At 31.8% G+C, this 26,922-nt stretch carries 22 protein-coding genes; 11 read left to right on the top strand and 11 right to left on the bottom strand.

The features are described from left to right. Positions 1-9: 9 nt before the first annotated feature. On the bottom strand, positions 10-561 hold the full coding sequence (locus D1817_09450; protein AXT20097.1) for a biopolymer transporter ExbD: 552 nt from the start codon (positions 559-561) through the stop codon (positions 10-12). 231 nt (positions 562-792) lie between these two features. Here D1817_09450 and D1817_09445 point away from each other — a divergent pair, with 231 nt between their 5' ends. Then, positions 793-1,428 (top strand): AhpC/TSA family protein, encoded by a 636-nt coding sequence (locus tag D1817_09445; protein ID AXT20096.1) that lies wholly within the window; start codon positions 793-795, stop codon positions 1,426-1,428. Between the two features lie 69 nt (positions 1,429-1,497). On the opposite strand, the gene D1817_09440 is transcribed toward D1817_09445, so the two are convergent. Together D1817_09440 and D1817_09435 are read right to left on the bottom strand one after the other, a co-directional pair. Continuing rightward, the gene (locus D1817_09440) at positions 1,498-1,677 is read right to left on the bottom strand and encodes a hypothetical protein (GenBank protein ID AXT20095.1); all 180 of its coding nucleotides are present in this window, start codon (positions 1,675-1,677) and stop codon (positions 1,498-1,500) included. Between the two features lie 4 nt (positions 1,678-1,681). Next, positions 1,682-3,862 (bottom strand): acylase, encoded by a 2,181-nt coding sequence (locus D1817_09435; protein AXT20094.1) that lies wholly within the window; start codon positions 3,860-3,862, stop codon positions 1,682-1,684. A gap of 200 nt (positions 3,863-4,062) precedes the next feature. Between D1817_09435 and D1817_09430 the strand changes: the two genes are divergently transcribed. Continuing rightward, entirely contained in the window at positions 4,063-4,260 is a 198-nt protein-coding gene (locus tag D1817_09430; protein AXT20093.1) for a hypothetical protein, read from the top strand. 31 nt (positions 4,261-4,291) lie between these two features. On the opposite strand, the gene D1817_09425 is transcribed toward D1817_09430, so the two are convergent. Next, complete coding sequence (locus D1817_09425; GenBank protein AXT20092.1) at positions 4,292-4,633, bottom strand: transcriptional regulator; 342 nt, start codon at positions 4,631-4,633, stop codon at positions 4,292-4,294. 154 nt (positions 4,634-4,787) lie between these two features. Between D1817_09425 and D1817_09420 the strand changes: the two genes are divergently transcribed. After that, entirely contained in the window at positions 4,788-5,855 is a 1,068-nt protein-coding gene (locus D1817_09420) for an alkene reductase (GenBank protein ID AXT20091.1), read from the top strand. A 60-nt stretch (positions 5,856-5,915) separates the two neighbouring features. On the opposite strand, the gene D1817_09415 is transcribed toward D1817_09420, so the two are convergent. After that, positions 5,916-6,386: an SRPBCC domain-containing protein gene (locus tag D1817_09415; GenBank protein ID AXT20090.1), complete on the bottom strand. Its 471-nt coding sequence runs from the start codon at positions 6,384-6,386 to the stop codon at positions 5,916-5,918. A gap of 293 nt (positions 6,387-6,679) precedes the next feature. On the opposite strand from D1817_09415, the gene D1817_09410 reads away from it, so the two are divergent. Next, entirely contained in the window at positions 6,680-7,084 is a 405-nt protein-coding gene (locus D1817_09410; GenBank protein AXT20089.1) for an OsmC family peroxiredoxin, read from the top strand. 85 nt (positions 7,085-7,169) lie between these two features. Here D1817_09410 and D1817_09405 read toward each other — a convergent pair whose 3' ends face one another. Continuing rightward, complete coding sequence (locus D1817_09405; GenBank protein AXT20088.1) at positions 7,170-8,909, bottom strand: peptidase M14; 1,740 nt, start codon at positions 8,907-8,909, stop codon at positions 7,170-7,172. A gap of 11 nt (positions 8,910-8,920) precedes the next feature. Continuing rightward, positions 8,921-10,540 (bottom strand): peptidase, encoded by a 1,620-nt coding sequence (locus D1817_09400; protein AXT20087.1) that lies wholly within the window; start codon positions 10,538-10,540, stop codon positions 8,921-8,923. A 184-nt stretch (positions 10,541-10,724) separates the two neighbouring features. Between D1817_09400 and D1817_09395 the strand changes: the two genes are divergently transcribed. Continuing rightward, entirely contained in the window at positions 10,725-13,754 is a 3,030-nt protein-coding gene (locus tag D1817_09395) for a hypothetical protein (protein AXT20086.1), read from the top strand. 66 nt (positions 13,755-13,820) lie between these two features. Further along, positions 13,821-14,237, top strand: coding sequence for a heme-binding protein (locus tag D1817_09390; protein ID AXT20085.1), 417 nt, complete (start codon positions 13,821-13,823; stop codon positions 14,235-14,237). A 55-nt stretch (positions 14,238-14,292) separates the two neighbouring features. On the opposite strand, the gene D1817_09385 is transcribed toward D1817_09390, so the two are convergent. Continuing rightward, positions 14,293-14,859, bottom strand: a complete 567-nt coding sequence (locus tag D1817_09385; protein AXT20084.1) for an HD domain-containing protein — start codon at positions 14,857-14,859, stop codon at positions 14,293-14,295. 8 nt (positions 14,860-14,867) lie between these two features. Further along, positions 14,868-16,139: a dicarboxylate/amino acid:cation symporter gene (locus D1817_09380; GenBank protein ID AXT21260.1), complete on the bottom strand. Its 1,272-nt coding sequence runs from the start codon at positions 16,137-16,139 to the stop codon at positions 14,868-14,870. Positions 16,140-16,443: 304 nt separating this feature from the next. Between D1817_09380 and D1817_09375 the strand changes: the two genes are divergently transcribed. The 3 genes from D1817_09375 to D1817_09365 are packed head-to-tail and all read left to right on the top strand — an operon-like array spanning position 16,444 to position 18,320. Next, positions 16,444-16,878, top strand: a complete 435-nt coding sequence (locus tag D1817_09375) for a hypothetical protein (protein ID AXT20083.1) — start codon at positions 16,444-16,446, stop codon at positions 16,876-16,878. A gap of 1 nt (position 16,879) precedes the next feature. After that, positions 16,880-17,425, top strand: coding sequence for a YceI family protein (locus D1817_09370; protein ID AXT21259.1), 546 nt, complete (start codon positions 16,880-16,882; stop codon positions 17,423-17,425). Then, the gene (locus D1817_09365) at positions 17,418-18,320 is read left to right on the top strand and encodes a hypothetical protein (protein AXT20082.1); all 903 of its coding nucleotides are present in this window, start codon (positions 17,418-17,420) and stop codon (positions 18,318-18,320) included. Before D1817_09370 ends, D1817_09365 begins: the two co-directional genes overlap by 8 nt. A 59-nt stretch (positions 18,321-18,379) precedes the next feature. Here D1817_09365 and D1817_09360 read toward each other — a convergent pair whose 3' ends face one another. Further along, positions 18,380-19,588 (bottom strand): LytTR family transcriptional regulator, encoded by a 1,209-nt coding sequence (locus D1817_09360; GenBank protein AXT20081.1) that lies wholly within the window; start codon positions 19,586-19,588, stop codon positions 18,380-18,382. A 162-nt stretch (positions 19,589-19,750) separates the two neighbouring features. Between D1817_09360 and D1817_09355 the strand changes: the two genes are divergently transcribed. Further along, complete coding sequence (locus tag D1817_09355) at positions 19,751-22,231, top strand: hypothetical protein (GenBank protein AXT20080.1); 2,481 nt, start codon at positions 19,751-19,753, stop codon at positions 22,229-22,231. Positions 22,232-22,528: 297 nt separating this feature from the next. Then, positions 22,529-25,633: a hypothetical protein gene (locus D1817_09350; protein ID AXT20079.1), complete on the top strand. Its 3,105-nt coding sequence runs from the start codon at positions 22,529-22,531 to the stop codon at positions 25,631-25,633. A 95-nt stretch (positions 25,634-25,728) separates the two neighbouring features. On the opposite strand, the gene D1817_09345 is transcribed toward D1817_09350, so the two are convergent. Further along, positions 25,729-26,922, bottom strand: a complete 1,194-nt coding sequence (locus D1817_09345; protein ID AXT20078.1) for a hypothetical protein — start codon at positions 26,920-26,922, stop codon at positions 25,729-25,731.

Genomic DNA, 26,922 nt, shown 5'->3' with positions numbered 1-26,922 from the left:
GTATTTAAATTACTTTACTTCTGCTTCTGAAACTTTAAATGGGTACGCTTTTTTTAATGTTTTGATATCTTCAGAATTTAGGACATCAATATGCTTTCCTAAAATATTTAATGCATATTGCTTACGTAGTTCATAATAGGCTTTAGATAATTCATCTTGTACTTTTATAAATGTATTATAAAATGTTTCTGGGTGTACTTGAAATGATATCACTGCTTTTTTTGGATTATCTGAAGACTTATTTAAATTTAATCCTTTACAATAATTACAGCTTTTGTCTCCGTTATTATCTACAAATGCTTTTATTTTATTTTTAAATGTTTCTATTGAGATAATCTCATTTTGAACAAATATTTGATTACTAGCGTTTAAAGAAATTCTTAAGACGTTTTGCTCCGATAACTCCTCACTGCAATCCATTTCTAAACAAAGAGGAGGGAGTTTTCTAGCAATACCTTTATCATTTGGAATTACTGCTGTAACCAAAAAAAAGATAAGTAATAAAAATGCAATATCTGCCATTGATCCTGCATTTACTTCTGGTGCTTTTGAATTTCTCATAAGTTATTTATTTATATGTTAATGTATTAGAAAAGAATCAAAAACAATACCATATAAATATAAAATGATGATGATTGAAGAAAGAGAAAACTTTAGAGTATAAAATATGTTTTGTTTTTTTGAAGCTACTGTTAAAATTTGTTAAAGCCTTATCTGATTACTCAAGTAAATTATTTTAGCTGTAATTTTGAAGTAGTAAACGAGTCTAAAACTATATAATAAAAAATAAATATGTCATTAACAGAACAACTTAAAGCACACGCAGCAGGAAGCGCAGAACGTATTCCTCAGCCAGCACAAGATATTATGAGATCGGCAATAGATGAATTGATTAACGATTCTATTTTAAATAATGCTTTAAAAACGGGAGGGAAGCTTCCAGAAATTACGTTACCTAATGCTACTGGAGAAATGGTTAATATAAATAACATATTAACAAATAATAAAATAGTTTTAGCATTTTATAGAGGTGGTTGGTGCCCTTATTGCAATCTAGAATTAAAAGCATTACAAAATGCTTTACCTGAGATTGAAGCTAAAGGTGCAAAACTAATTGCAATAGCTCCTGAAGCTCCAGATAATTCGTTAACCACAAAAGAAAAGAATGAATTATCATTTGAAGTTTTATCAGATACTGATAATAAAGTAGCTAAAGATTTAAATTTAGTTTTTAGATTACCAGAACCATTACAAGAATTATATAAAGGATTTGGAATTGATTTAGATAGCAATCAAGCTAATACAAATCAAGAGTTGCCAATTGCTGCAACTTATGTTGTTGAGCAAGACGGAACAGTTTCTTATCATTTTTTAGAAGAAGATTATAAATTAAGAGCAGATCCATCTGAAATTTTAGCTGCATTATAATATAAATTATAAATTTTATTAGTAAAAAAAAGCCATCATGTTTATAAATATGGTGGCTTTTTGATTTCCTTATTTCAGTATTCTTTTATATTCTTCAAAACGATGTTCTCGTATGGGTCTTACATAAGGTTCGGTGTTAAAATAGAGTAATAGACAGGGTGAAATATCCTTGTAACACTCTATAAATTCATATTTAACAAGCTCATTATTTGCAATACGTTGTTTTATTTTATTATGATAAGGATACATTTTATTATTTATCGCCTGGGTGATATGTTTTTTTAGCAACTTTTAATACATCTTCTTTATAATAAGGAACATCTTTAAACTCCATATCCGCATAACGTTGTGCTTGATCATTAAAGTGAGGAGATGATGGATCTCCGCTTTGTCCACCAGCAAGCATGGTCTTCGCTTTTACTTTATCACCAAATTCTACAGCAGCTACAAAACTATTACCTCGGGTGCCATAGATTTTTTTTGCAGTTGGATTTGTATAACTTACACCATAAGCAGCTAAAGCTCCCCAACGGCCAGATGCAAAACCAATAGGAATACTTGGTTTATTATCATCAAATGCTTGACGAATATCTCCGTTTAAGCGTTGATACCTATTAATATCTCCCCAAGGCGTATTCCAAGTTCCAAAATCTGCTGTCATTTGATCGATAACTTCTTCAAAAATAGCTAGGCGTTCAGCTAAAGGTGATTTCGATCCAAAATAGGTCATAAGTTCCATATCATTCATTCTACTTGGTCGTTTTCCTTTGCGCCCATAATGTGTTCCATAAAAATGTGCTAATGCCATGGCTACAGAAGTTTTTGAAGTTCTAAAATCCCAAGCTCTCAATATTTCAATAGCATCTTTTAACTCTGGGTTTTTAGCTGTAGATTTATCGTAAGCTTCTACTAACCCAGGAATTAATGCTTCAAACGCAGGAAGGTAAGTATCATGCGCCATTTCAATCACTCGATCTAAAGTATAGCCATTGCTATTTTTAAGTAAACCTATAGCATGTATTCCACGAAAATTTTCTCTATCGATAGACATATAATTTGGATAATCTTCTTTTTTAGGACTAAACTCTAAAGCAGATGTATATGGTGTTGAATTACAATTTTGTAACCATCCATTTTCAGGATTTAATAATGTAATTGCTTCGTCAACAGTATGTAAACCATTCCAATCAGTTTCTGGATTACTACCATCCACCGGTTGTGTATAATCAAATTTTGTATTCCTTACAGGAATAAAGTTACCATGAAAATACCCAATATTACCTTCGGCATCAGCATAAACAGTATTGTTTGAAGAATTGGTACGAATATCCATCATTTCACGAAAACCTTTATAACCTATTTGTTTTGTTCTAACATAAGATTGATGTAATGCATTTACTGGATCCCACATCATAGCAGTAGAAGTCCAATTACCATTAGTTATATGTGTTATAGGTCCATGATGTGTACGATACATTGGAAATGTTTTTTCTTTATATGTATCTCCAATCTTATATTTTAAAGTCACTTCTGAAGATTCTACTGGGCGTAACTCTTCACCATACTTATACATTAATTTATCATCAATTTTTATGATATCTTCTTTAAATTCATCAATTACATCTGTGTAAGTAGAAGTGTGCATCCAGCCTGTTTTTTCATTGAACCCTTGGTATACAAAAAATTGCCCCCAAGTTACTGCTCCATATGCATTAAGACCTTCCTCACTTACTACATGTACTTCTCCTCTAAAGAAAAATGATGTGTGAGGATTTATTAATAGAATAGGGTTTCCAGATTCAGTTAATTTTCCAGAAATTGAGATTCCGTTTGAACCCTTTGGTTCCAATGCTTCTTCCTCTAATAGCATTGCTACTTTTTGTGTTTCGGGAACTTCCATATCCCCTTCATAAAAAGCTTTTATCTTTGCAGTACGTACTCTTTCTATGTCTCCTCCAATCGATCCTTCGCTAAAATACATTGGCATCCAAGGTTCAAATCGTGTTAACAACCTAGGAGTAACTTCTGGATGTGTATATAAATAATAATTTAAACCATCTGCAAACGCATTACATAGTTCTTTTAGCCACTTGGGGCTTTTTTCATAATTAGCAATAGCTTCTTCTTGCGTCATAAATAATTTTGCACGTAAATCACTATATAGAGCATCTTCTCCTTCAACCTCTGCTAATCTTCCCGTAGCCCAAATATAATTTTGTTCGACACGATTAAAATCATCTTCAGCTTGTGCGTATAATAATCCAAAAACAGCATCAGCATCAGTTTTTCCATAAATATGAGGCACTCCAAAATTATCTCTAATAATTTCTGTGTTATCTGCATGTTTTTGCCAACGAATTTGCTCGTCCGAAAGTTTTTTCTCTGTTTTACAAGAAAATAATACTAAAAGAAAAAGAAATGGTAGATATTTCATGAGAATTTATGTTTAGCTTGTGAAAATAATAGACTTATAAAAGAAATGCTAATTTTTAAAAAGAAATTTGATTATTTATAATTTTAAAATAATATAGCACTTCTCATCTATTGATTTTTTAACTTTTAAAATCTAACTTAGCTTATTAAGTAAGTTTCGTAATTGAAGTCATTAATGGAATTATATATAAATATTAGTTTATGAAAAAAAACAAAAAATCTACTTTAATTATATCTATTTTATTATCTATCTGGGTTTTGCAAAGTTGTGAATCTGATGAATGTACAAGAATAGATACAATTGGAGGGAGCCTTCTTCCAGAACAACAAATAGAAGTTCCTTGTGATTTCCCCGAACCAGAGCCACTAGGAGTAACATCCACTATTAACTCTAATTAATTGATAGCATAGGTAAATATTTAAATAAAAACTAAGTAGGAGTTTTATTTTCTATATAAATATCTTTACTCCACTCACATAGTTGATTTAAAATAGGAATTAACTCAATACCTTTTGTGGTTAAAGAGTATTCAACCCTAGGAGGTGTTTCTTGAAATGACTCTCTTAATATAATTCCACGTGTTTCCATTTCCCGAAGTTGTTCGGTTAATACTTTTCGACTTATATTTTCTATCCTTGCTGCAAGTTCTCCAAATCGTAATTTTCGATTATCAAGTATATAAATAATAATAGAGGTCCATTTATTCCCTATAATGTTCATAGAGTGGGTGATAGGGCAATTATTTGGGTTATTTATACACTTTCTTGTCATCACTAGTTACTTTTAGGTTACTACTTTATTTTAAACAAAAGTATAAAAATATTTTTTTGAAACTAATAATAGTTACTTTTGGTAACTATTAATATATAAAACATGAAATTAAATCAATATTGTTTCGACAATTGATAAAAAATTAAAAAAAAATATGAGCTTATTTAAACCAACCACATTAGGTGGTATAGAATTAAAGAATAGAATTGTAATGGCGCCTCTAACACGAAGTAGAGCCATAAATAATATCCCAAATGACTTAATGAGAACGTATTATTCTCAGCGAGCTGGAGCTGGATTAATTATTACAGAAGGTACATCTCCTTCTATCAATGGTTTAGGATACCCAAGAATTCCTGGTGCTTTTAATAATGATCAAATCAAAGGTTGGAAAAATGTATTTGAAGGCATTCATGAAAATGGCAGTAAAGTATTTGTTCAATTAATGCATACAGGTCGTGTTACGTCACAAGTTAATTTGCCAGAAGGTGGTGAAGTTGTAGCGCCATCTCCGGTTTTTCTTGAAGGTGAAATTTATAGTGATACAGGAATGCTACCACATACAATGCCTAGAGAAATGACTTTAGAAGATATTGAGATTGCACAAAACGAATTTGTAAACGCTTCTAAACGATTGGTTGAAGCTGGTGCAGATGGTATTGAATTACATAGTGCGAATGGGTATTTATTAAATCAATTTTTAAACCCTAAAACAAATATCAGAACTGATGAATATGGTGGTGGTTTTGAAAATAGAGCGCGATTTGTTTTAGAAACTGCTAAAAAAGTAGTTGCCGAAATTGGAGGTAATAAAGTTGGAATTAGATTCTCTCCGTATGGAGCATTTAATGATCTTCAAAGTAATTATGATGATTTAGTAGATTTATTTACCTATTTGGCGTCAGAATTAAAGCAACTAGGCTTAGCATATATTCATATTGTAGATCAGCGTGTTGCTTTTGAAGCACCTGAATTTGCTACAGATATTCAAAAAACAATAAAAGATAATTTTGAAGGCACTGTCATTGTAGGAGGAAATGTTCATACTGTTGAACAAGGTGAAGCATTATTAAACAAAGGGTATGATTTGATATATATTGGTCGTCCTTTTATTTCTAACCCAAACTTAGTTGAAAAACTACAAACCAAAGAAACATTAGTGCAACCAGACTTTAATACATTTTATACTGCTGATGAAGTAGGATATATAGATTATGTTTAATACTCCTTGAATTTTATTTATTATAAAAGGTAGAAAGGTTAAAGTATTTTTCTACCTTTTTTATTCTCTTTCTTCAAACGGGATAATAATCCCTTTATCTAGATAGTTTTTTAATCCATTTAGAAGCATTGCCCAACAAAAAGAACTTCTTCTAAAATGATTATTACATTCATGCCATCCAATATGTGAAAATCTTAATTGTACTCCATTATCCATTTTTTCGAGATCAAAACCAAAAGAAGTCGGATTCCAATCCGTATCAGATTTCGTCATTTTAATATAAAAAGATTCGTTTACCATGCATTGAATTACTTTACCGTACCAATTATATTCAGGTGTAAAATAAAAATTATATTCGGTATTTAATTTAGGTTCTCCAGAGCATTCTAATGTCCACCAATTATTGAGATGTTCTGGCTGTGTTATGGCATCAAAAATAGTTTTAGAATCTGATTTGATAAATAAATCGTGGTGAATTGAAAAACTATTCTCTAATTTAATACTTGTTTGCCTTTTATCTATTGCATTCATTATTTATTAATTATTTAGATGAATACTTAACTCTAACTTTTTTGCAGAATTTTTTTAAATACTATTATTTTAATACTTGTGAATTCGCAGTGAAAAATTAATAATTACTAAATTAAAAAATACTGAGTACTAAAAAAACAATTTTTATTATGGCCTATAACATCTTATTTTATGTTTACTAAACATCATAAGTTTTCAAAAATGAATAAATTTAAAATAGTTAATTAAGTTATTAAGCTATTCAAAACTTATTATTTTATACAAAAAATGTTATTTTAGATTAAAATAAAACTATGGGAACTATAAAGATTATATTAAAGCAGAATTCTGAAACCTCAGTACAATTACAGCATGACCAATTTAAAATTATTGTAGATCGTCCAAAAGAAAAAGGAGGGGGAAGTGAGGGCTTAATGGGAGGTCAATATATGCTAACTGGAGTAGGAGGATGTTTTTGTAGTACCCTGTTTGCAGCTGCCCAATCTAGAGACATACAAATTAATGGATTAAAAGTAATAGTAGAAGCAACTTTGAGTGATGAGTTACCAAAACGTTTTACGGATATAGTTTTATATACTTCATACGAAAACTGTAGTCATCCTTCGGAATTTGAAAAATTATTGGCTATAGCTGAGCAAGGTTGTATTTCTGTAAATACAATGAAAAAAGGAGTCACTTTTAGAGCTACTCAGAATTAAATATATTGATTATATTAAAAACACTTTATTCTTATACCAAATAGAATAAAGCGTTTTTATAAAACATTTTTGAATAACTGTTAAATTAAAGAGTTTTAGAAACTAAGCCTCCTTTTGCACTATCAACAGTTATTTTATAATTACTACCTCCTTTTACTATCCAACGTACTTTAATAGTACTGTTTCCTGAGATATTATTAACTCTAAGTTTTTCTGGATTTACTTTTTGTTCTGTGGTGACATTAAAGTCATCATTATTAACGATCATTCCGGCGATTACATTTCCTCCAGAAAGAGAAATAAAATCAGGACGCTCAATTTTATACTTTAAATCCTGACTAGCATGAGTAGGCATTAAACGATCATTTTTAATAATTGCAGTAATTTCTTTTAAACCACCTCCTAATGATTTTTCTGAAATATCATTTATAGATAAATTAGGCATATGATAAGCGTGATAAAAAGTAAATACCATATTACGATGACATTCTTCTTCTAATAAAAACCCAGGGGTTGCTCTTCCAAAATTCTTTTTAAATCCACCTATTTCAACTTCACCATACGTTGGGTGGTTAAATGTTTTCCATGGAGTAAACCCATCTCCTAATAATAAATCTTTTTCAGCTTTGTAGCGTTCATCTTGACCGCCTCTTTCTTTTTTATAATAAGCATAACTATTGAAGATTTCGTTAGTAAATGTATAAATACCTCTACCACCATAAAACCAATCTAATTCACCACCAAACACAGAATATAAATCTTTGTAAACTGTTAGGTACCTGTAACCAGGAAGTAATTCGGCTCCTTTTTCCCCAATAGCATCATAAATTCTAATATCAGCTCTATTATATGTTGCTAAATCTTCTTCTGCTCCTGGACCACGAAGAATCATTCCACCTGAATTATGAAAGCTTTGTGCCCCTGCTATATTAGGATGATTCTTTACAAAGTCTGCAACTGCTCTTGTTTCTGGTGCAGAAAAAGGATATTTATAAGCACCTCTTTGTATATAATCTGGTTGCCATTTCCAACCCCAATCTCTATTAGGGTCGTAATATCCATATACATCTTCATTTATACGCCCATCTCCATCATTATCAATTCCTTCTGCTCCTAAGAACTCATAACGTTGTGCAGTAACAATATCATCCGGACCAATTCGTATCATTCTTCTTGGGTCTTTAGGGTCAACAATTACATTTCCATTTGGGTTTTTTCTTCTCATTTGAGTAATTGAACCGTCACCATCTAAATCGTCATAACCATCTTCATCAAAAAGTCCATCGCTATCATCATCTAAAGCAATTAACCCAGATCGTGGACTATTAGCTGTATTAGCTTCTTTCATAAAATCATTACGAGCATCAGGATTTATCGTTGGTACGATATAAAAAATACGGTCCCGAAGTAATTCTTTTACATAAGTAATATCTTTAAATCCTTCAGTTAAATACCAAGCTGTATAAGTACATATTTCACCTCCTTGAATTTCATTGGAGTGGATGTTTCCATCTACATAAAATGCCGGTTTGCGATCAGGGTTTCCAACTGAATAATCGGTAATTGCTAGCATCCAAATATCTCTTCCTTTAGAAGATTTGCCAATAGATTGACGTTTTACTAGATTGGGATGAGCATCAGCAATTTTTTTGCCTAAAGCTGCTAAACCTTCTGATGTATAATATTTATTAAATGCAATACTAACCTTTGGATTATGAGGCGTGCCTACGGCTCTAAATATATCTTCTGAAGTTTGTCCAGAAATATTTATAGGAAGTAATGCAAAAACGAGAAATGCTGTAATTATATATGTATATGTTTTCATTACGTATAGATTTAAAGTTTGATAGATAAGTTTTTAGTTCCTACGTGTGGCGCACCAACTTCTAATTGTAGATTTCCTTTTCCTTTAATTAGCCAAGTTAATTGAACCGAACTGTCTTCAGCAATTACATTAATGAGTTGATGTTTACGCCCAGAAACTATTTCTTGATTTTTATTGATTCTTATATCTACATTTATTTGACGTAACCATCTTGAACGATCCCCCATTTCAGTATGTGTAGGAATTAACCCTGAGTTATGAATATCAACAGTTATTCTTGTAAGCCCGGAGCCTAAATCTTCCTGCTTAACGTTTGTCAATGCTATTGAAGGTTGAATTTTTACAATTTCTGCAATAAATGCTGAGTGTGTTTCAACAATACCATCAATCTCTTTATAAGGAGGGTTATTCATTTTAAAAGGTACAATACCTCCAACTTCAACTTTTTGATTAGGAAAATCAGGATGTTTAATTTCTGTCCAATCTACAAAAACATCATTTATCCCTTCTTGTTCTGCCCACTGTAAAAAACTAGCTTTAGGATTCTTAAATGGTTTTGTAATAGAGTCTCCTTTTATTTTTGAAGGCCACCATCCAGGAGTACTCATTGCTAGTTTTCCGAAATGAAAATATGACCATTCAAAGAAGCCTCCACCTTTGGCGATTGAATTTGGCGCTCCTTTAGTTTTAGTAATTTTGTTATAACGTTCAGAAATAAACTTATTTAATGCTTCATCTTTTTTTAGAATGCTGGTTACCACTCGTTTATTAGCAGCAGAAGCAGTATATTTAAGAGGTTTAGATAAATTATTTGCAGGACCAAATGTAAGAATGCTATAAATATTCCACTTTTCATATAAAAAATCTAAAAGAGCCCTATTTTCTTTCTCAGAAACTGGATGCTCTCCAGCTCCAGGTTTAAAATAAGGAAATTTATAACTCATATTTTTGTTAAAAACTACACCTCCTTCGCCATCTTCGTTAAAATTACCATCCTTATCATTATCTATTCCTTCAGAAAATACCTTGTAAGATCCGACTTCTCCTTTTTTAGTATTAGCTTTTACCATAATACGATTATCATCATCTAACATTTTATAATCTCCGGTAGGGTCTTCAACTCTAATTAATGTAATTAAGTTATCATTGTTAAGATCTTCAAATCCGTCTTCTCCAATAGTTCCGTCTCTATCATCATCTGTAGCATTACTATTTCCTTTGCGCTCATATTTTAAAGTTTTGAAATATTGCTCAGTAGCATCGGGACTCATATTTGGAAAAATATAAAACGTTGTGGTTTCTAAAAGGTTTTTATGATTGGTCAAAATATTTTCTGCAAGTTTAACCGATAGTTCAACACTTAATAAATGGCTTCCATCTACACCACCAACTATAGCAATTGCAGGATTATTATCAGGATTTCCATTAGATAAAGTTAAAGCCCAAATATCTTTTTTACCAATGGTTTTAGTGAGTGATTTTAAAGATGCATTAGATGAATGCTTCGAAACCAATGACTTCAAGTCATTAGTAATCTGACTTGAATTCCGATAATCTTGTTGTGAAAATAACTTGAATGAATTTGTAAAAATCAAGCATCCAGTTATAATGAATAAAAATTTAAACTTCATAGTATGAGTTAATGTTAATTAAAAAGAGCGTTGAAATTACTATTTATATAACAATCACTTTTAAATATTAAGTTTTTTTTAAGAATTTAATAACGATACTTTATATAAAATAATATTATGAAAATATTGGTTGATACTAATTTTACCTAAATTTGATGATAACTATTCTAACATTACCAATATTATGAAATCGTATACTAGCGCATCTCTTTTTGTATTTTTTTTATTAATCGTAGAGTCAATCACAGCTCAAAATTTTGAAGCTTTAAAGTATAGAACTGTTGGGCCTGCCAGAGGAGGGCGTGTCACAACAGTAACAGGAGTTCCTCTTATCCCGTCTACTTTTTATTTAGGGTCTTCAGGTGGCGGTGTCTGGAAAACTGAAGATTATGGCATTACATGGAAGAATATTTCTGATGGTTTTTTTGCAACACCATCAATTGGCGCAATACGAGTTGCTGCTAATGATCCAAATATAGTTTATGCAGGCACGGGTTCTGATGGATTAAGAAGTAATGTTATTGCTGGTCGGGGAGTGTATAAATCAATTGATGCGGGAAAGACATGGGAGTCTGTTGGTTTAGAGAAAGTAGGTCAAATAGGCGCCGTAGAAATTGACCCGACAAATCACAATATTGTTTGGGTTGCCGCTATTGGTAATGCATTTAAATCGAATAATGAACGTGGTATTTATAAAACTATTGATGGTGGAAAGTCCTGGGAAAAAGTACTTTTTATATCAGATAAGGTTGGTTTTGCAGATTTAGAATTATTACCTGGAAATTCAGATGTAATTTACGCAGCAGCCTGGAAAGCTGAACGTAAACCATGGACTATTATTTCCGGAGGGAATAATAATGAAGGTGGGGTTTATAAATCTATAAATGGGGGAAAATCCTGGGAGAAATTAAGCAAGGGACTACCTAAAGGACTTATAGGTAAAATAGATTTAGCAGTTTCTCCTGCTAATTCAAGTATTTTATATGCGGTTGTTGAAGCACCGGGAAAAGAAGGTGGACTATACAAATCTATAGATCAAGGAAAATCATTTAAACAGATATCTAGCAATATTGGATTGGTAAACAGACCTTTTTATTATACCAATATTGATGTTGATCCTAAAAATACTGATGTTTTGTATTCAAATGCAAACCCGATACTAAAATCGACAGATGGAGGGAAAACATGGAAAAGATTAAGCCCTCCTCATGGTGATAATCATGATATATGGATAAACCCCGACAATCCTGATTTATTTATACAAGCAAATGATGGAGGAGCCAATGTAACACATAATGGAGGAAAAACGTGGTCAACTCAATTTAATCAACCTACTGCAGAATTATATCAGGTAGAGGTTGACGATCAATATCCATATTGGCTTTATGCAGGCCAACAAGACAATTATACTACCATTGCTGTACCTAGTTTTGCGCCTAATGCTATTCAAAATACCGGGGTTGGATGGATTATAAATACTGGAGGTTGTGAAACCGGACCTGCTGTTCCTAAACCTGGAAATCATAACATTGTATATTCTAATTGTAAAGGACGTTTCGGTGTTTTTAACAAAAAAACAGGTATTGAAAGAGGGTATTATGTGGGTGCTAAAAATAATTATGGGCATAATCCTATAGAGATGTTACATCGTTTTCAACGTGTGGCACCTATTCATATATCACCACATAATGCCAATGTAATATATCATGGCTCTCAATTTGTACATAAAACAACTAATGATGGTTTAAATTGGGAAACCATTTCACCAGATCTTACCGCTTTTGAAAAAGATAAACAAGTTATTTCCGGAAGTCCGATTACGCGAGATATTACAGGAGAAGAAAATTATAGCACATTATATTCTATTAGAGAATCAAAACTTCAAGAAGGTTTAATCTGGACAGGGTCTAATGATGGTCTTGTACAGTTAACAAAAGACGGAGGAAAAACATGGAGAAATGTTACACCTTCAAGATTACCAAAAGGAGGAAGAGTAGATGCAATAGAACCTTCTGTTTATGATCCAGCTAAAGCATATATAGCTGTAGAACGCCATCTTTTAGGGGATGAAAAACCATATATATATAAAACTGAGAATTATGGTAAAACCTGGGAATTGCTTACGACGGAAACTAATGGTATTCCTATGGATTATTCAACAAGAGTAATAAGAGAAGACCCGGTGCGAGAAAGGCTTTTATATGCTGGAACAGAGTTTGGATTATTTATCTCGTTTGATGACGGTAAAAATTGGAAAGCATTTCAACAAAATCTACCGATAACTCCTATTACGGATATTAAAATTTTTAGAGGTGATCTTATTGTAAGTACAATGGGGCGTTCGTTTTGGATATTAGATAATATTACTTCTTTAAGACAACCCGAAATTAATACTTTAGGAAATACCCCCTGGCTTTTTAAACCAGATAATACGATTAGGTATCGTTACCCTAAAATTCGTAATGGAAATACAACATTCCCTGTGTACCCGCAAGCTAACGTAGCAATTGATTACTATATACCTAAAGGGAATAAGTCAGGAATAAAACTTGATATTCTTGATGACAATAAAGAAATTGTTGTGACAATCGTTAGTGATAGCTCTAAACAGAAATTACCAGATCAAGTCATAGATGTTATGAGTACTAATAAAGTTATTTATTTAGTAGATAAATCTTTAAATGCAAAACCAGGATTAAATCGTTTTCATTGGAACATGAAACATACCGGACCCTGGGCAAAATCGAAAAACCAAAGGTATCAGAATGGTCCAATTGCTGCACCGGGGGTTTATACAGCTAAATTAACAATTGGCGATCAATCTTTCGAACAAAATTTTGAATTATTAATTGATCCGAGAGTTAAAGAGGAAGGAATAACAGAAGCCAATATTCAAGAACAAATTGAATTGCAAAAACAGATTATGAATTTAATGACAGCATCTCGAAAGCTGCAAGATAATCTTGAAAAAGAAATAGACAAATTAAAAGATGGAAAGAATGAAAATAATAAAGAACGATTGCAAAAAATAAAACAAATACTTTCTCAATTAAAAAATGAAGATGGTGCATACCCAAAACCTGTACTTAATGCTCAAATATCATATCTTCAAGGAATTATTGATGATGCAGACCAAATTCCCGGGCAAGATGTTAAAGATAGATTTGAAGAATTGACTCTTAAATTTGAAAATGTAAAAAAAGAATTAGAATAATAATTAAAATATTAAGTAAGCAACTCTTAAAATTATCGTCGTATCAAGAAACTAAAATAATAAATTATGAAAGACAACTCATTACATAATATCTCATTAGCACAAGCTGAAAAAATTATAGCTGCGGCTAAAGCAAAAGCAAAAGAAATAGATACAAAAATGAATATTGCAATTGTTGATGCTGGCGCAAATTTACTTGCATTTGTTCGTATGGATGATGCGTGGTTAGGTTCATTAGATATTGCTATAAAAAAGGCTAAAACTGCTCGCTATTTCGATATGGAAACTGGTGTTATAGGTCAATTATCACAACCAGGAGGTTCTCTATTTAATATAGAGCATTCTAATGGAGGTTTAATTACGTTCCCGGGAGGAGTTCCTATTAAAAACTTTAAAGGAGAAGTTATCGGTGGTATAGGTGTTAGTGGTAGTAGTATAGAAAACGACCATGTTGTTGCTGCCGCAGGTGCAGATGCAATATAAAAAATAAAAACAACCTTAAAAGGAAAGTTTATTTGTTAAGTAAACTTTCCTTTTTTTAGTTATGTTTAAATGGTTCTCTTGAAAATACTTCTTTTATTATAGGGATAAAAAACTCTAGTGATTTAGTTTCATAATCCGGATCAAACGAATTTTGATCCCAATTCTCACAAAAATCTACAGCCGATTTATAATAAGGATGATCTTTAAATTGTTCTCTTGTATTACGAAGTTCTTCAGCTAGACTAACGTTATAATACATTTGAAAACTTCCATGATTGCGAACAACCCAACTTACTTCGTCTTTTACAAACGGTCGTATAATTTCTGATGCCACTTGCCCATGAGTATAAGGTGCTAATACATCTCCTATATCATGAAACAAACCTGCAATAACCCAATCATCTCCAGCATTATCATTATAAATTCGAGTAGCACATTGAAGGACATGATCTAATCTACTTATTTTATAAGCGCCATCATCTTTAGCCATTTCTTTTAAATGTTCAATAAGACGATCAGGCAATTCTCGTACAGTAATCTCATCATTTGCTGCAATTATTTGATAATCTCTTATAGAGCCATCTTTCATTGCTGTAAAACTTACAGTTTCATTTTTATGCATACTAAAAACTATTTTAATTTCCCTAAAGATTTAGCAACCAATACAGAAACACAGCTATCTCCCGAAATATTAATAACGGTTCTAGCCATATCTAGGGGCCTGTCTACAGACATGATCATTGCCAAGGCTATGGCTAATTTATTTGAAGGAAACCCAACAGACTCTAATACAATAACTAACATTATTATTCCTGCACTAGGAGTTGCTGCAGCTCCAATTGAAGCTAAAGTTGCTGTTAATATAATTGTTAATTGATCTGTTAAATTTAAATCATGTCCTAAAACTTGACATACAAATACTGCTGCTATAGCTTGCATTAAACTTGTGGCGTCCATATTTATAGTGGCACCAACAGGGCATACAAAACTACTAATTTCTTTTTCTACACCTAAGTTTTCTTCTACACATTTCATAGTAACAGGCAATGTGGCCATACTTGAACTTGTAGTTAAAGCAGTTAATTGGGCAGGTAATATTCCCTTTAAAAAATACTTAGGTGGTTTTTTTGCATACAAAGCAACTAATAAAACATAAACTCCTAATAAGGTTAGCATTCCAAAAAGTAATAATCCAGCATATTTTAAAAGCGCAATAAATAATTCTGCATTTGTAGTTTCTGCTATGAGTGTTGCAATAAGTGCTGCAACTGCATAAGGAGCAGAAAGCATTATGATATCTACCATTTTAAGCATAATACCGTTAACTGAATCTATAAATTTCTTTACAGGTTCGTTTTGTGTTGCAGGAAGAAATAACATACTAATACTAAAAAATATGGTAACAAATATAACTTGTAACATTCTTCCATTATCAGTAAAAGCATTAAACATATTTTGAGGCACTAAGTCTACAAAAAAGCTTAAAGGCCCTTTGTCTGCCATATCTGCCATTGCAATTTTATCACCCATCATAGCAGTAAAATCTTGAGATAAATTTGCAATGGTATCTGGGTTTATACTAGATCCAGGAGAAAATGTATTTACAAGAAAAAGCCCTAAAATAACTGCTAATACAGTAGTAAACATATAAAACCCTATGGTTCTTCCTCCAATTTTTGATAATGCAGTTAAATCTTTAAAATCGGTAATTCCTTTAGCTAAAGAGACAATTACTAGCGGTACAGCGATGAGTTTAAGTAAACTTATAAAAATTTGCCCAAGAGGCTTAATCCAATCTTTTACAAATTCTGCTCCCCAAGAAAATTGAATACTTAAAATTCCAATTATTACTCCTAATAACATTCCAAGTAATATTTTCCAATGTAACGCTAGTTTTCTCATAGGCATATTTTTTTTTCAAGCGACAATATATAAATAAATAAAAATTGAAATAAGTTTTTTATGAAACATTAATTGTTAAATAATTTTAAAGGAATTAATTAGGTGTATTTTTTATCAATTATTCGTTTTCCTGAAAGTATAACACATGTTATATACAATTTACCATTTATATAATTCACTTTTAAAGATGAAATTTCCCTTCAAAGCAGTTTTTTACTTACAAGAACTGTTTAATCGATTACTTTTGTAAAAAAAATATTTAGAGTTTATTATATAACTTTTTATATTGTAATTGAACTTACTAATGAGTAGAAAATCTAAAATACAAGCATTAAGTATCGTATTCGTACTCATAATAATCGTATGTGTTTATTTAGGAATAAAATTATATAATGCCCCATCTGCTATAGATGTTAATACAGTAAAAACAGAACAATCAATAAGCTCAAATAAGCTAATAGCTTTATTTGCAACTAATGAAAACTATGCTAATACTACTTATGTAGAAAAAGTTATTACAGTAAAAGGAGTAGTGAAAGATGTCACTTATTTAAATGATCGTTACACTGTTATACTACAAGGCAATAATAAGTTCTCGCAAATTATATGCGATATGTCTTTATCTGATAGCGAAAAAATTAAAAAATTAAGAACCGGTCAACAGGTAAATATTAAAGGTATTTGTAAAGGATATCTGTTGGACGTTATTATGTTAAACTGTATATTAGCCGATGAATAAAATGGATAGAATAGTAACACTTATTTTTATTTTAATAACATCTTTTGGATTCTCGCAATCCGAAAAACGAGTCAAAGCAAGCCAAGGACAGGTTTCGTTTTTTTCTTATACCTCAGTAGAAAATATTGAAGCGGTTAACAATCAAGCTCAAAGTATAATAGTGCTTGATGATGGAGGTATTTTTGTGACTATGTTAATGAATGCTTTTACATTTAAAAAGGCATTAATGGAAGAGCATTTTAATGAAAGTTACATTGAATCTGATATCTATCAAAAATCGAGATTAGAAGGAAAAATTATAGATTTTGATCCATCTATAGTAGGTAAGCAAACAAGAATTGTTAAAGGTAAAATGTCGTTACATGGTGTTACCAAAGATGTAGAAATTAAAGTTGATATAGATAATTTGAATGGTAAATATATTTTAACCGGTGATTTTGAAGTTGGTGTAAAAGATTATAATATTAAAGTTCCGCCATTACTGGCTGGAAATATTGCAAAAATTATTAAAGTGAAATTTAGATTTGAATACGAACCCTATGGATAAAACTAATTTTACATACTTATTCTTTTGCTTTATAGTAATAACACAATCTGTTAAAGCGCAAGATCCATTTGAAGAATTAGATAAAGAACTTCAAAAAATAACTCGTTATACACAAGCTACTTTTAAAGCAAACAGAATTACTTTTGGACAATCTGTAGAAACGCGTAAAAAAGGAATTTTAGAATTTAATGTTAGGACTAAGTATTGGAATATGCCTGATAGTCAAACACAGAACTTTGGAGCAGATTTTGTTACAGCTAGATTTGGTATAGATTATGCCATTACCGATCGTTTTACTACAGGTTTTGGTGTTGGTACGTTTGATGGGATTTTTAATGGATATGGAAAATATAGATTGGTAAGACAAAAAGATTCTGACAAAAAAGCTCCAATTGGTATTACTTTATTTCAAAGCACATCCTATCAATCTCGAAGTTTTAACCATATTGACCTCCAAAATAGCATTTCTGACCGTTTATCTTTTGCAACTCAAGTTATTTTAGCTCGTAAATTTGATTCTAATTTCTCATTTCAACTAACACCTACGTTTATTCGCAGAAATTCTGATCAATTTGCAGGAGAACCTAATAATCATTTTGCTTTAGGATTTGGAGTGAGATATAAGGTTGCAAATCATGTATCTATAGCTTCTGAATATTATTATGTCGCTAATCCTATAGAAGATACACATTTATCATTTTTTGGACCTTTTGCTTTAGGAGTTAATTGGGATATCAGAAATGTTATCGTACAATTTTCATTGACGAATACTAGAAATTTTGCTGAAACAGCTAATGTTGTGAATACGTTTAACAATTTTAACTTCAATAATGGGAATCTTCATATAGGAGTAAGTTTAACTTATGCATTGCATTTAAAGAAGAAAAAATTATAACAACTTAATTAACTCTTCCTACCCTAATTAATTATAAATTAATTTTACTCTGAACTTATTTATAAGTTTAACCATTGCTTAAATTCTGAAGCTTTATTTTTTCCAATAATAATATCGGTTTCTGAAGCAGGTATCATTAATATTTTTAGCTGACTATTACCATATCTAATAATTTTTTCAATAGCAGTAATCGAAATAATAAATTGCCTATTTGCTCTATAAAAAAGATTATTATCAAAATTGGATTGTAACTCATCTAAACTACTGTTTACTGTAGAACGCTTACCTTTAATATCTACAACATATGTAATTGTGTTTTCAGTATAGATATACGCAATATCTTCAGTGTTAACAGGTAAAATTTCATGTCGTAAATAGGTTAAAATACGTTTTTTCCCTTTTTCTTTTAAATTCCCTTCAGTAGATGGAGCTTTTGTTTTGTCTAATTCTTGTTCCTGTTTTTCTTCGCTAGCTTTTTGTTGAAATTTATCTATAGCTTTATTTAATTTTGCTAAATTAATAACTTCATCTTCTAATTTTTTATTCTCGGCCTCTAAATTTTTCTCATATAAACTACCTATAAGCCGTGCAATTGAAACAGATCCTAAAACGAAAACGAATCCTATTATAATGAATATAACGTAAAATCGATTTTTTAAATTTTGAATCTGACTCAAAATTTTTGTAACATTTAAATGTGCACCTATTACCCAATCAGATTCTTCTTCAATTACTGGAAATTGAAAAATAATTCTTGATACTTGTTCATCAGTATTGGTATCTTGATTATCTAATAAAATTTTATAAAAATCTTCTGGATTAATATTATCGCCTATTGTGCTTACTAAAGATTCTTCTGGAGCTATTTCTTGACCTATTCGTTTTTTTTCTGGATGACTAATATGAATGCCAGACCAATTAAACATACTTATAAAACCCGTTTCTAAATCAGTGTTTTCAATACTTTCTTGTAAGTTCCTTCTAACAGTTTCCCGATTAATTCCGCTTTTAATACTTTTAATAATATCATTTTTATCAATTCCATTTCTTAAATCATTAATAATAGAATCTTTGTCAATTCCTGTTTTTATTTGATAACCTATCATACTAGCAAATTCTTTAGCTTCTCTTTTGCTAGATTCCAACTGTGTTTCTATTAATTGATTTGTACTGGATTTTATTAAATATTGTATAGCAATACTTGATATTAATATATAAATAGTTGTTACTGCTAAAAATGTATATAAGTAAAGTCTATCTTTTCTCATTTTCAATGCTGCTTTTTTAGATTGTACAAATATAAATGTATGTTTTAAATTAAAAGATAAGTAAGTAATACTTTATAGATATTTATTAAAATATGAAGTGAAATTTACAAGTATTTTTATTCACTTTTAAAGCTAAAAATTCCTTTTCACACTATTTTATTTATGTATAAGCCAGTAATAGCATTGATTTGTACCAGATTTAAAATTCGAAAGAAAAATAAAAGTTTAACAAAAAAATCTATGAAAAAGAAAAATTTATTTAGAAAAGCACTATTAAGTGGATTGGCTATGTCTGCATTAATAGTTTCATCATGTTCTGATGATGACAACAATAATGTAGTAGAAGACCCAATAGTGGATGCTCCTGCTGCAATCGAAGTTGTATTAAGTGAAGTACAATATCAAACAAATGATCTTGTAGAAATCCAAAATACGGGATCATCTGCAGCAGATTTAAGCGATTATTGGTTATGCTTAGGGCCTGGTACTTATCAAAGAATTGGTGACATTACAGCTCAAAGCGGATCGATTACTAATCTACAACCAGGAGGATTTTTAGTATTACCTTATGAAATGCCAGATGATAGTGCAGGTTTAGGTTTATATTCTACAAATACATTTGCTAATTCAGATGCTATTGTAGATTTCGTACAATATGGAGAAGCTGGTGCTGCTCGTGAAAGTGTAGCTGTACAAGCTGGTATTTGGACTTTAGGTGAATTCGTACCAACTGTATTAGGTTCAGATAATAGTATTGTTTTTGATGGTAATGGTAATGGTGCAGCTAACTGGGCAGAGACTACTGTTCCTACTTTTGGTCAAGCTAATCAATTAATGATGCCAGTACGTTCTATAGTAATTAACGAAGTACAATATGGAAATCAAGACATAGTAGAGCTATTTAACAATGGTAACGTTACTGTAGATCTTGAAACATACTGGTTATGTTTAGGCCCTGGAACATATCAACAAATTAGTGGAATAACACCACAAAGCGGAAATATTCAACTTGCACCAGGAGAATTCTTAGCATTGCCATACTCAATGCCAGATGATGAAGCAGGTTTAGGTTTATATTCAGTAAATCAATTTGCTAATCCAGATGCTATTGTAGATTTCGTACAATATGGAGCTGCTGGAACTGCTCGTGAAAATGTAGCTGTACAAGCTGGTATTTGGACTGCTGGTGATTTTGTTCCTACTGTAAGATTAGAAAGCTATAGTATTGAATTTGATGGTGAAGGAGACGCTTCTACAGATTGGGCTGAAGAAATTAACCCATCTTTAGGTTTAGCTAATGATACAGAAAATCAAACAACTACATTTGATATTACAATAAGCAATGTAATCGATTATTTAAACGTACATACGTTTACTGAAAGAATTAGAACTGGAGAAGCTCCTACACGTGGTCCTTTAACTATGGACGGAGATCAATATCAAATTACTTTCCCAGCAGTAAGAGGGACACAATTCTTCCCTGTAACTATGATGGGTAACAGTAACGATTGGTTCTTAGCGCCAGAAGATCTTGCAGGTATTGATTTATTTCCTAACGGAGGGCCAGCACTTGACGGTGTAGATATTGCAGACCAATTAGTATTATACGATTTAGGTACTGAAGCAGATAACGATCCTTCTACTTTCCCTCCAGCTGGTGCAAATGTAGGACCAGACGATGCTAACCCACTAGTAAGATTAGTAGATAGAGGTGGGCGTAGAGGAGATTTCTATATGACTGCTATATTAGACTACCAAGTAGGAGATGGAAGTTCTGCTGGAACGTTTACGTTAACAATTACCGCAATTAGAACTCCGGATCCAGCACAGCCAGTTAGTTCTCAAAATGGATTTGTAATTACTCCTGGTATTGTTGTTTTACATACTCAACCAGAACCATTATTCACTTTAGGTGAAGAAGATAGAGGTGTAGGTTTAGAAGGTATAGCAGAAGATGGAAATCCAGATGCTTTAGATGCTTGGTTTAATGAAACTGGAACAAATGGAGCTCCATTACGTTTAGCTTCTACTTTAACAGTATTCTCTCCAGGACTTGTATATGCTTTTAACACAGATTCAGATCCATTTTTTACTCAAGGAGCTACTGTTAACCCTGAAAGTGGATTAGAACAATTGGCAGAAGATGGTAATAATGCACCTGCTGTAGCTTATTTTGAAAGTTTAGGTTTACCTGTATCTGCTAGTACAGAAACAGCAAATGTTGGTCCAGGTGAAGATCTTACTTTTACTATTGAAGTACCACAAGGTCAGAATTATAAATTAGGAATAGGAACTATGTTTGTAGACTCTAACGATTGGTTTATTACTTATAATAATAATGGAGTTGCTTTATTTGATGAAAATGGTACTCCTTTCTCAGGAACTTCTGAAAGTGATGAATCATACCTATTTGATTTAGGTACTGAAGAAGATGAACCTGTAGGGTTTGGTTCTAATCAGGCTCCAAGACAAGCTGGCCCTAATCAAGGACCTGCAGATGATAACACAATTATTAGAAGACAAGCTGCATTAACAGACGTACAGTTTGGAAAAGGGCTTATTGATAATGGTCCAGGAGTAGTGTTTTTAGAAGACCCAAGAGGAGGATATAATTTAATTCGTATTGATATCCAACCTCGATAAGAATAGTATAGCATTTATTGTTTACTAAAAATAGTTTTGTTTAGGTTTTTTAAGTTGGTTGATTAATTTAAACACGAAAAGGGGTGGAAAGAAATTTCTTACCCCTTTTAATACTTAGCTTGAATTAATTGATTTAACAAAAAATAATTATAAATAATTAATAATCAATGAATTAAAAATTAAAATATATAAATATATTTTAAGAAAACATTAACTTTATACATGAAAGTTTTAAAATATATAAAGACTACTTGTAGGTAAATTAAATCAAAATAAATAAATATTAAAATGTAAGTGATGAAGAAAACAAACTTATTATTAGCAATTATTACAATGATGTTTATAGCATCATGTTCAAATGATGACGATACAATCGTTGAGGCTCCAATTCCAGAAGCACCTATTTCTGTAGTACTTAATGAAATAGAGTTTTTAGGGGATAGAGTAGAAATATTAAATACTGGAAGTGCAGTAGCAGATATTAACGATTATTTTTTATGTTTAGGTCCTGGTACTTATAGAAGAATAGGAGATTTAACAAACGAAACTGCTAGTATAGATCCTGGTAGCTTTTTAGTAGTAACTTATGATCAATTAAATACTTCAGCTGGACAAATTAATGATACTCCAGGAACAGGAGGTTTAGGGTTATATACTCAAGGTGGTTCTTTTGGTGATCCAAGTACATTAGCAGATTTCGTGCAATGGGGTGCGGCAGGAAGTATTAGAGAAACTACAGCAGTAGATGCAGGTATATGGACAACAGGTGAATTTGTTACTGTAACTACAAATACAGGAACAAGTATTATATATGATGGAACTGGAGATACAGCAGCAGATTTTTCGGAAACTACTACTCCATCTTTTGGAGAAGCTAATGGAAATGCTGTAGCACCATTACGTTCAATCGTATTGAATGAAGTAGAATATTTAGGAGATCGAGTAGAAATATTAAATACTGGAAATGTATCAGCAGATATTAGTGGATACTTTTTATGCTTAGGCCCTGGAACATACAGACAATTAAGTGCATTACCAGCAGTCTCTGGATCAACAACTTTAGCACCAGGAGAGTTCTTGGTAGTAACTTACGATCAATTAAATGCAGATGCAGGGCAAATAAATAATGTTTCTGGTACAGGAGGGTTAGGTCTTTATATTAATAATACAGGTTTTGCTGATCCAACTACAATATCAGATTTCGTACAATGGGGAGCAGCAGGAAGTGTAAGAGAAACTACAGCAGTAGAAGCTGGAATTTGGACAGCTGGAGAATTTGTATCTGTTGTTAATGGTATAGATAATAGTATAATATTTGATGGAGAAGGAGATGTAGCAGCAGATTGGGAAGAAACTGCAACGCCATCTTTTGGAGAAGCTAATGGAAATGCTGTAGCACCAGTACGTTCAATCGTATTGAATGAAGTAGAATATTTAGGAGATCGAGTAGAGATTTTAAATAATGGTAATTCTACAGCAGATGTTAGTGGATACTTTTTATGCTTAGGTCCTGGAACATACAGACAGTTAAGTGCATTACCAGCAGTTTCTGGATCAACAACTTTAGCACCAGGAGAGTTCTTGGTAGTAACTTACGATCAATTAAATGTAACTGCAGGTCAAATATCAGGAGTAAATGGTACAGGAGGATTAGGTCTTTATATTAATAATACAGGTTTTGCAAATCCAGATACAATATCAGATTTCGTACAATGGGGAGCAGCAGGAAGTGTAAGAGAAACTACAGCAGTAGCTGCAGGAATATGGACAGCTGGAGAATTTGTGTCAGTTGCTAATGTAGAAGATACAAGTATTGTGTTTGATGGAGAAGGAGATACAGCAGCAGATTTTTCAGAAACAATTACACCATCATTTGGAGCAGAAAATGGAGCAGCAGTTCCTCCAGTACGTTCAATAGTGTTAAATGAAGTAGAATATTTAGGAGACCGTGTAGAGATTTTAAATAACGGAAATGTATCAGCAGATATTAGTGGATACTTTTTATGCTTAGGTCCTGGAACATACAGACAGTTAAGTGCATTACCAGCAGTTTCTGGATCAACAACTTTAGCACCAGGAGAGTTCTTGGTAGTAACTTACGATCAATTAAATGTAACTGCAGGTCAAATATCAGGAGTAAATGGTACAGGAGGATTAGGTCTTTATATTAATAATACAGGTTTTGCAAATCCAGATACAATATCAGATTTCGTACAATGGGGAGCAGCAGGAAGTGTAAGAGAAACTACAGCAGTAGCTGCAGGAATATGGACAGCTGGAGAATTTGTGTCAGTTGCTAATGTAGAAGATACAAGTATTGTGTTTGATGGAGAAGGAGATACAGCAGCAGATTTTTCAGAAACAATTACACCATCATTTGGAGCAGAAAATGGAGCAGCAGTTCCTCCAGTACGTTCAATAGTGTTAAATGAAGTAGAATATTTAGGAGACCGTGTAGAGATTTTAAATAACGGAAATGTATCAGCAGATATTAGTGGATACTTTTTATGCTTAGGTCCTGGAACATACAGACAGTTAAGTGCATTACCAGCAGTTTCTGGATCAACAACTTTAGCACCAGGAGAGTTCTTGGTAGTAACTTACGATCAATTAAATGTAACTGCAGGTCAAATATCAGGAGTAAATGGTACAGGAGGATTAGGTCTTTATATTAATAATACAGGTTTTGCAAATCCAGATACAATATCAGATTTCGTACAATGGGGAGCAGCAGGAAGTGTAAGAGAAACTACAGCAGTAGCTGCAGGAATATGGACAGCTGGAGAATTTGTGACGGTTGTAAATGATGTAAACAATAGTATAATATTTGATGGAGAAGGAGATACAGCAGCAGATTTTGCTGAGACTACAACACCGTCATTTGGAGCAGAAAATGGAGATGCAGTTCCTCCAGCTGTAAACAGCTCAGTGGTAATAAACGAAATCCAATTTAATACTTCAGGTACTGGTGGACAAATTGAAATATTTAATAATGGAAATGTAAATTTTGATTTGAGTGATCACTGGTTGTGTTTAGGTAGTGGAACTTATAGACAAATTGGAAACGCAGCTAGCGTAACAGTTGTTAGCGGTAATATTGATTTGGCGCCAGGTGAATATTTGGTAATAGAATACCCTAATTTAAATGTTACAGATGGTGGATTTGGATTATATTCAAGTAATGCTTTTGGAAGTTCAGCTGCTATGGTAGATTTCGTACAATGGGGAGATGGAGGTAACCAACGAGAACCAGTAGCTGTAGGTGCTGGTCTTTGGACAGCTGGTGATTTTATCCCTCAAATCTCTGACATTAATTATAGTTTTGCTTTTGATGGTGAAGGCAACACTTCAGCAGATTGGTTTGAAGAAAGTTCACCTACTTTGGGAGCAGCAAATAATTAATATAAGTTATATTTTGTTTAAGTTTTAGGTTAGTAAACATTTAAACAATGAAAGCCGAGGTGTAATAATCTCGGCTTTCTTCATTTAATAAAATTTTATTCTTTCCCATACCATTTAGCAATTGTATTTTGAGCTGGTTTAGAGCGAATAGGAAAATCACCGCTACTCCATTGCCAAGCATAAGTTCCAGCAAACCATTTTTTATTCCATAGTTTTTCAAAAAGTGCTTGATAAGCAAGTTGTTGAGTTTTATCAGATTTTTTAGTGTATAATCTAGTAAATATAGAACCCCATACCCAGGGCTCGACAGTAGCGTAAGCATCGTTTCTATAACCTACTTCAGTGAATAAAACAGGAGTATTATAGGTTATAGAAATATCTTCTAATACTTTAATGTGTTTATCCCAACCTTTTTTTATAGTTTCTAAATCTGGGTTTTTAGTTAATGTTAATGGAAAATAAGCTTGTACACCTATATAATCTAATTCATCCCAAAAATCAATATTATTAAACTCTCCATCCCAATTTGCAGCATAAGTAAGCTTACCATTATATATTTTTTTAATTTCTTTTATTAAAACCCTCCATTGATTTGGTTGGTTTTCTACAGAAGATCTTAATTCTGTGCCAATACAAAGTAATTCTACATTTGTTGCTTCTGCCATTCTTGCATAATGCAATATATTTTTTTTATAAGACTCAAACCAAGTATCCCATTCTGCTTTTGAATTCATTTTAATGTTTGAACGCCAACCGTCAGACATCCATAAATGAGGCTTAAGCATAATATGAATTCCTTTATCCTGCAATGCTTTTATATCATTCATAAAAATAGAATCTCTATCAGTCCATTTTCCAACTTCATCAGGAACATTTACTGTTTTAGATTGCTCATCTTTTTGATAGAAATAAGGAAACAGGGAAATCCATTCTATATTAGTTTTTAATAAATTATTAATTTGAGAATTATTATTCCTTCCCAAGCGATATACGCTCATTCCTCTGTGTTTTCCATCTGTTTTGTATAAGTTATTAGAATACTCTTTTGTGTTTTCTACACTATGATCCCAAATAAAATTGAAATCTTCTTGTGTATTATTATGAATAATTAGTTTTATTGAAATGACAATAATAAAAACAGGAAGTATCAAACGTAATAAAAAGTATTTAAAGGCAATTTTTATTCCTTTCTTTTTATAAAGTCTAATAAAGTAACGTGAAATTAAAAAGATTAAATAAACGACGATAAAAATGCTGTGAAAAAATAATAGTCCTTGTTTAGTAGTCAT

The organism is Flavobacteriaceae bacterium (genome assembly GCA_003443635.1).
GTDB lineage: Bacteria > Bacteroidota > Bacteroidia > Flavobacteriales > Flavobacteriaceae > AU392.
The sequence above is the reverse complement of the archived record's forward strand: the minus strand, read 5'-3'. Positions and strand labels throughout refer to the sequence as shown.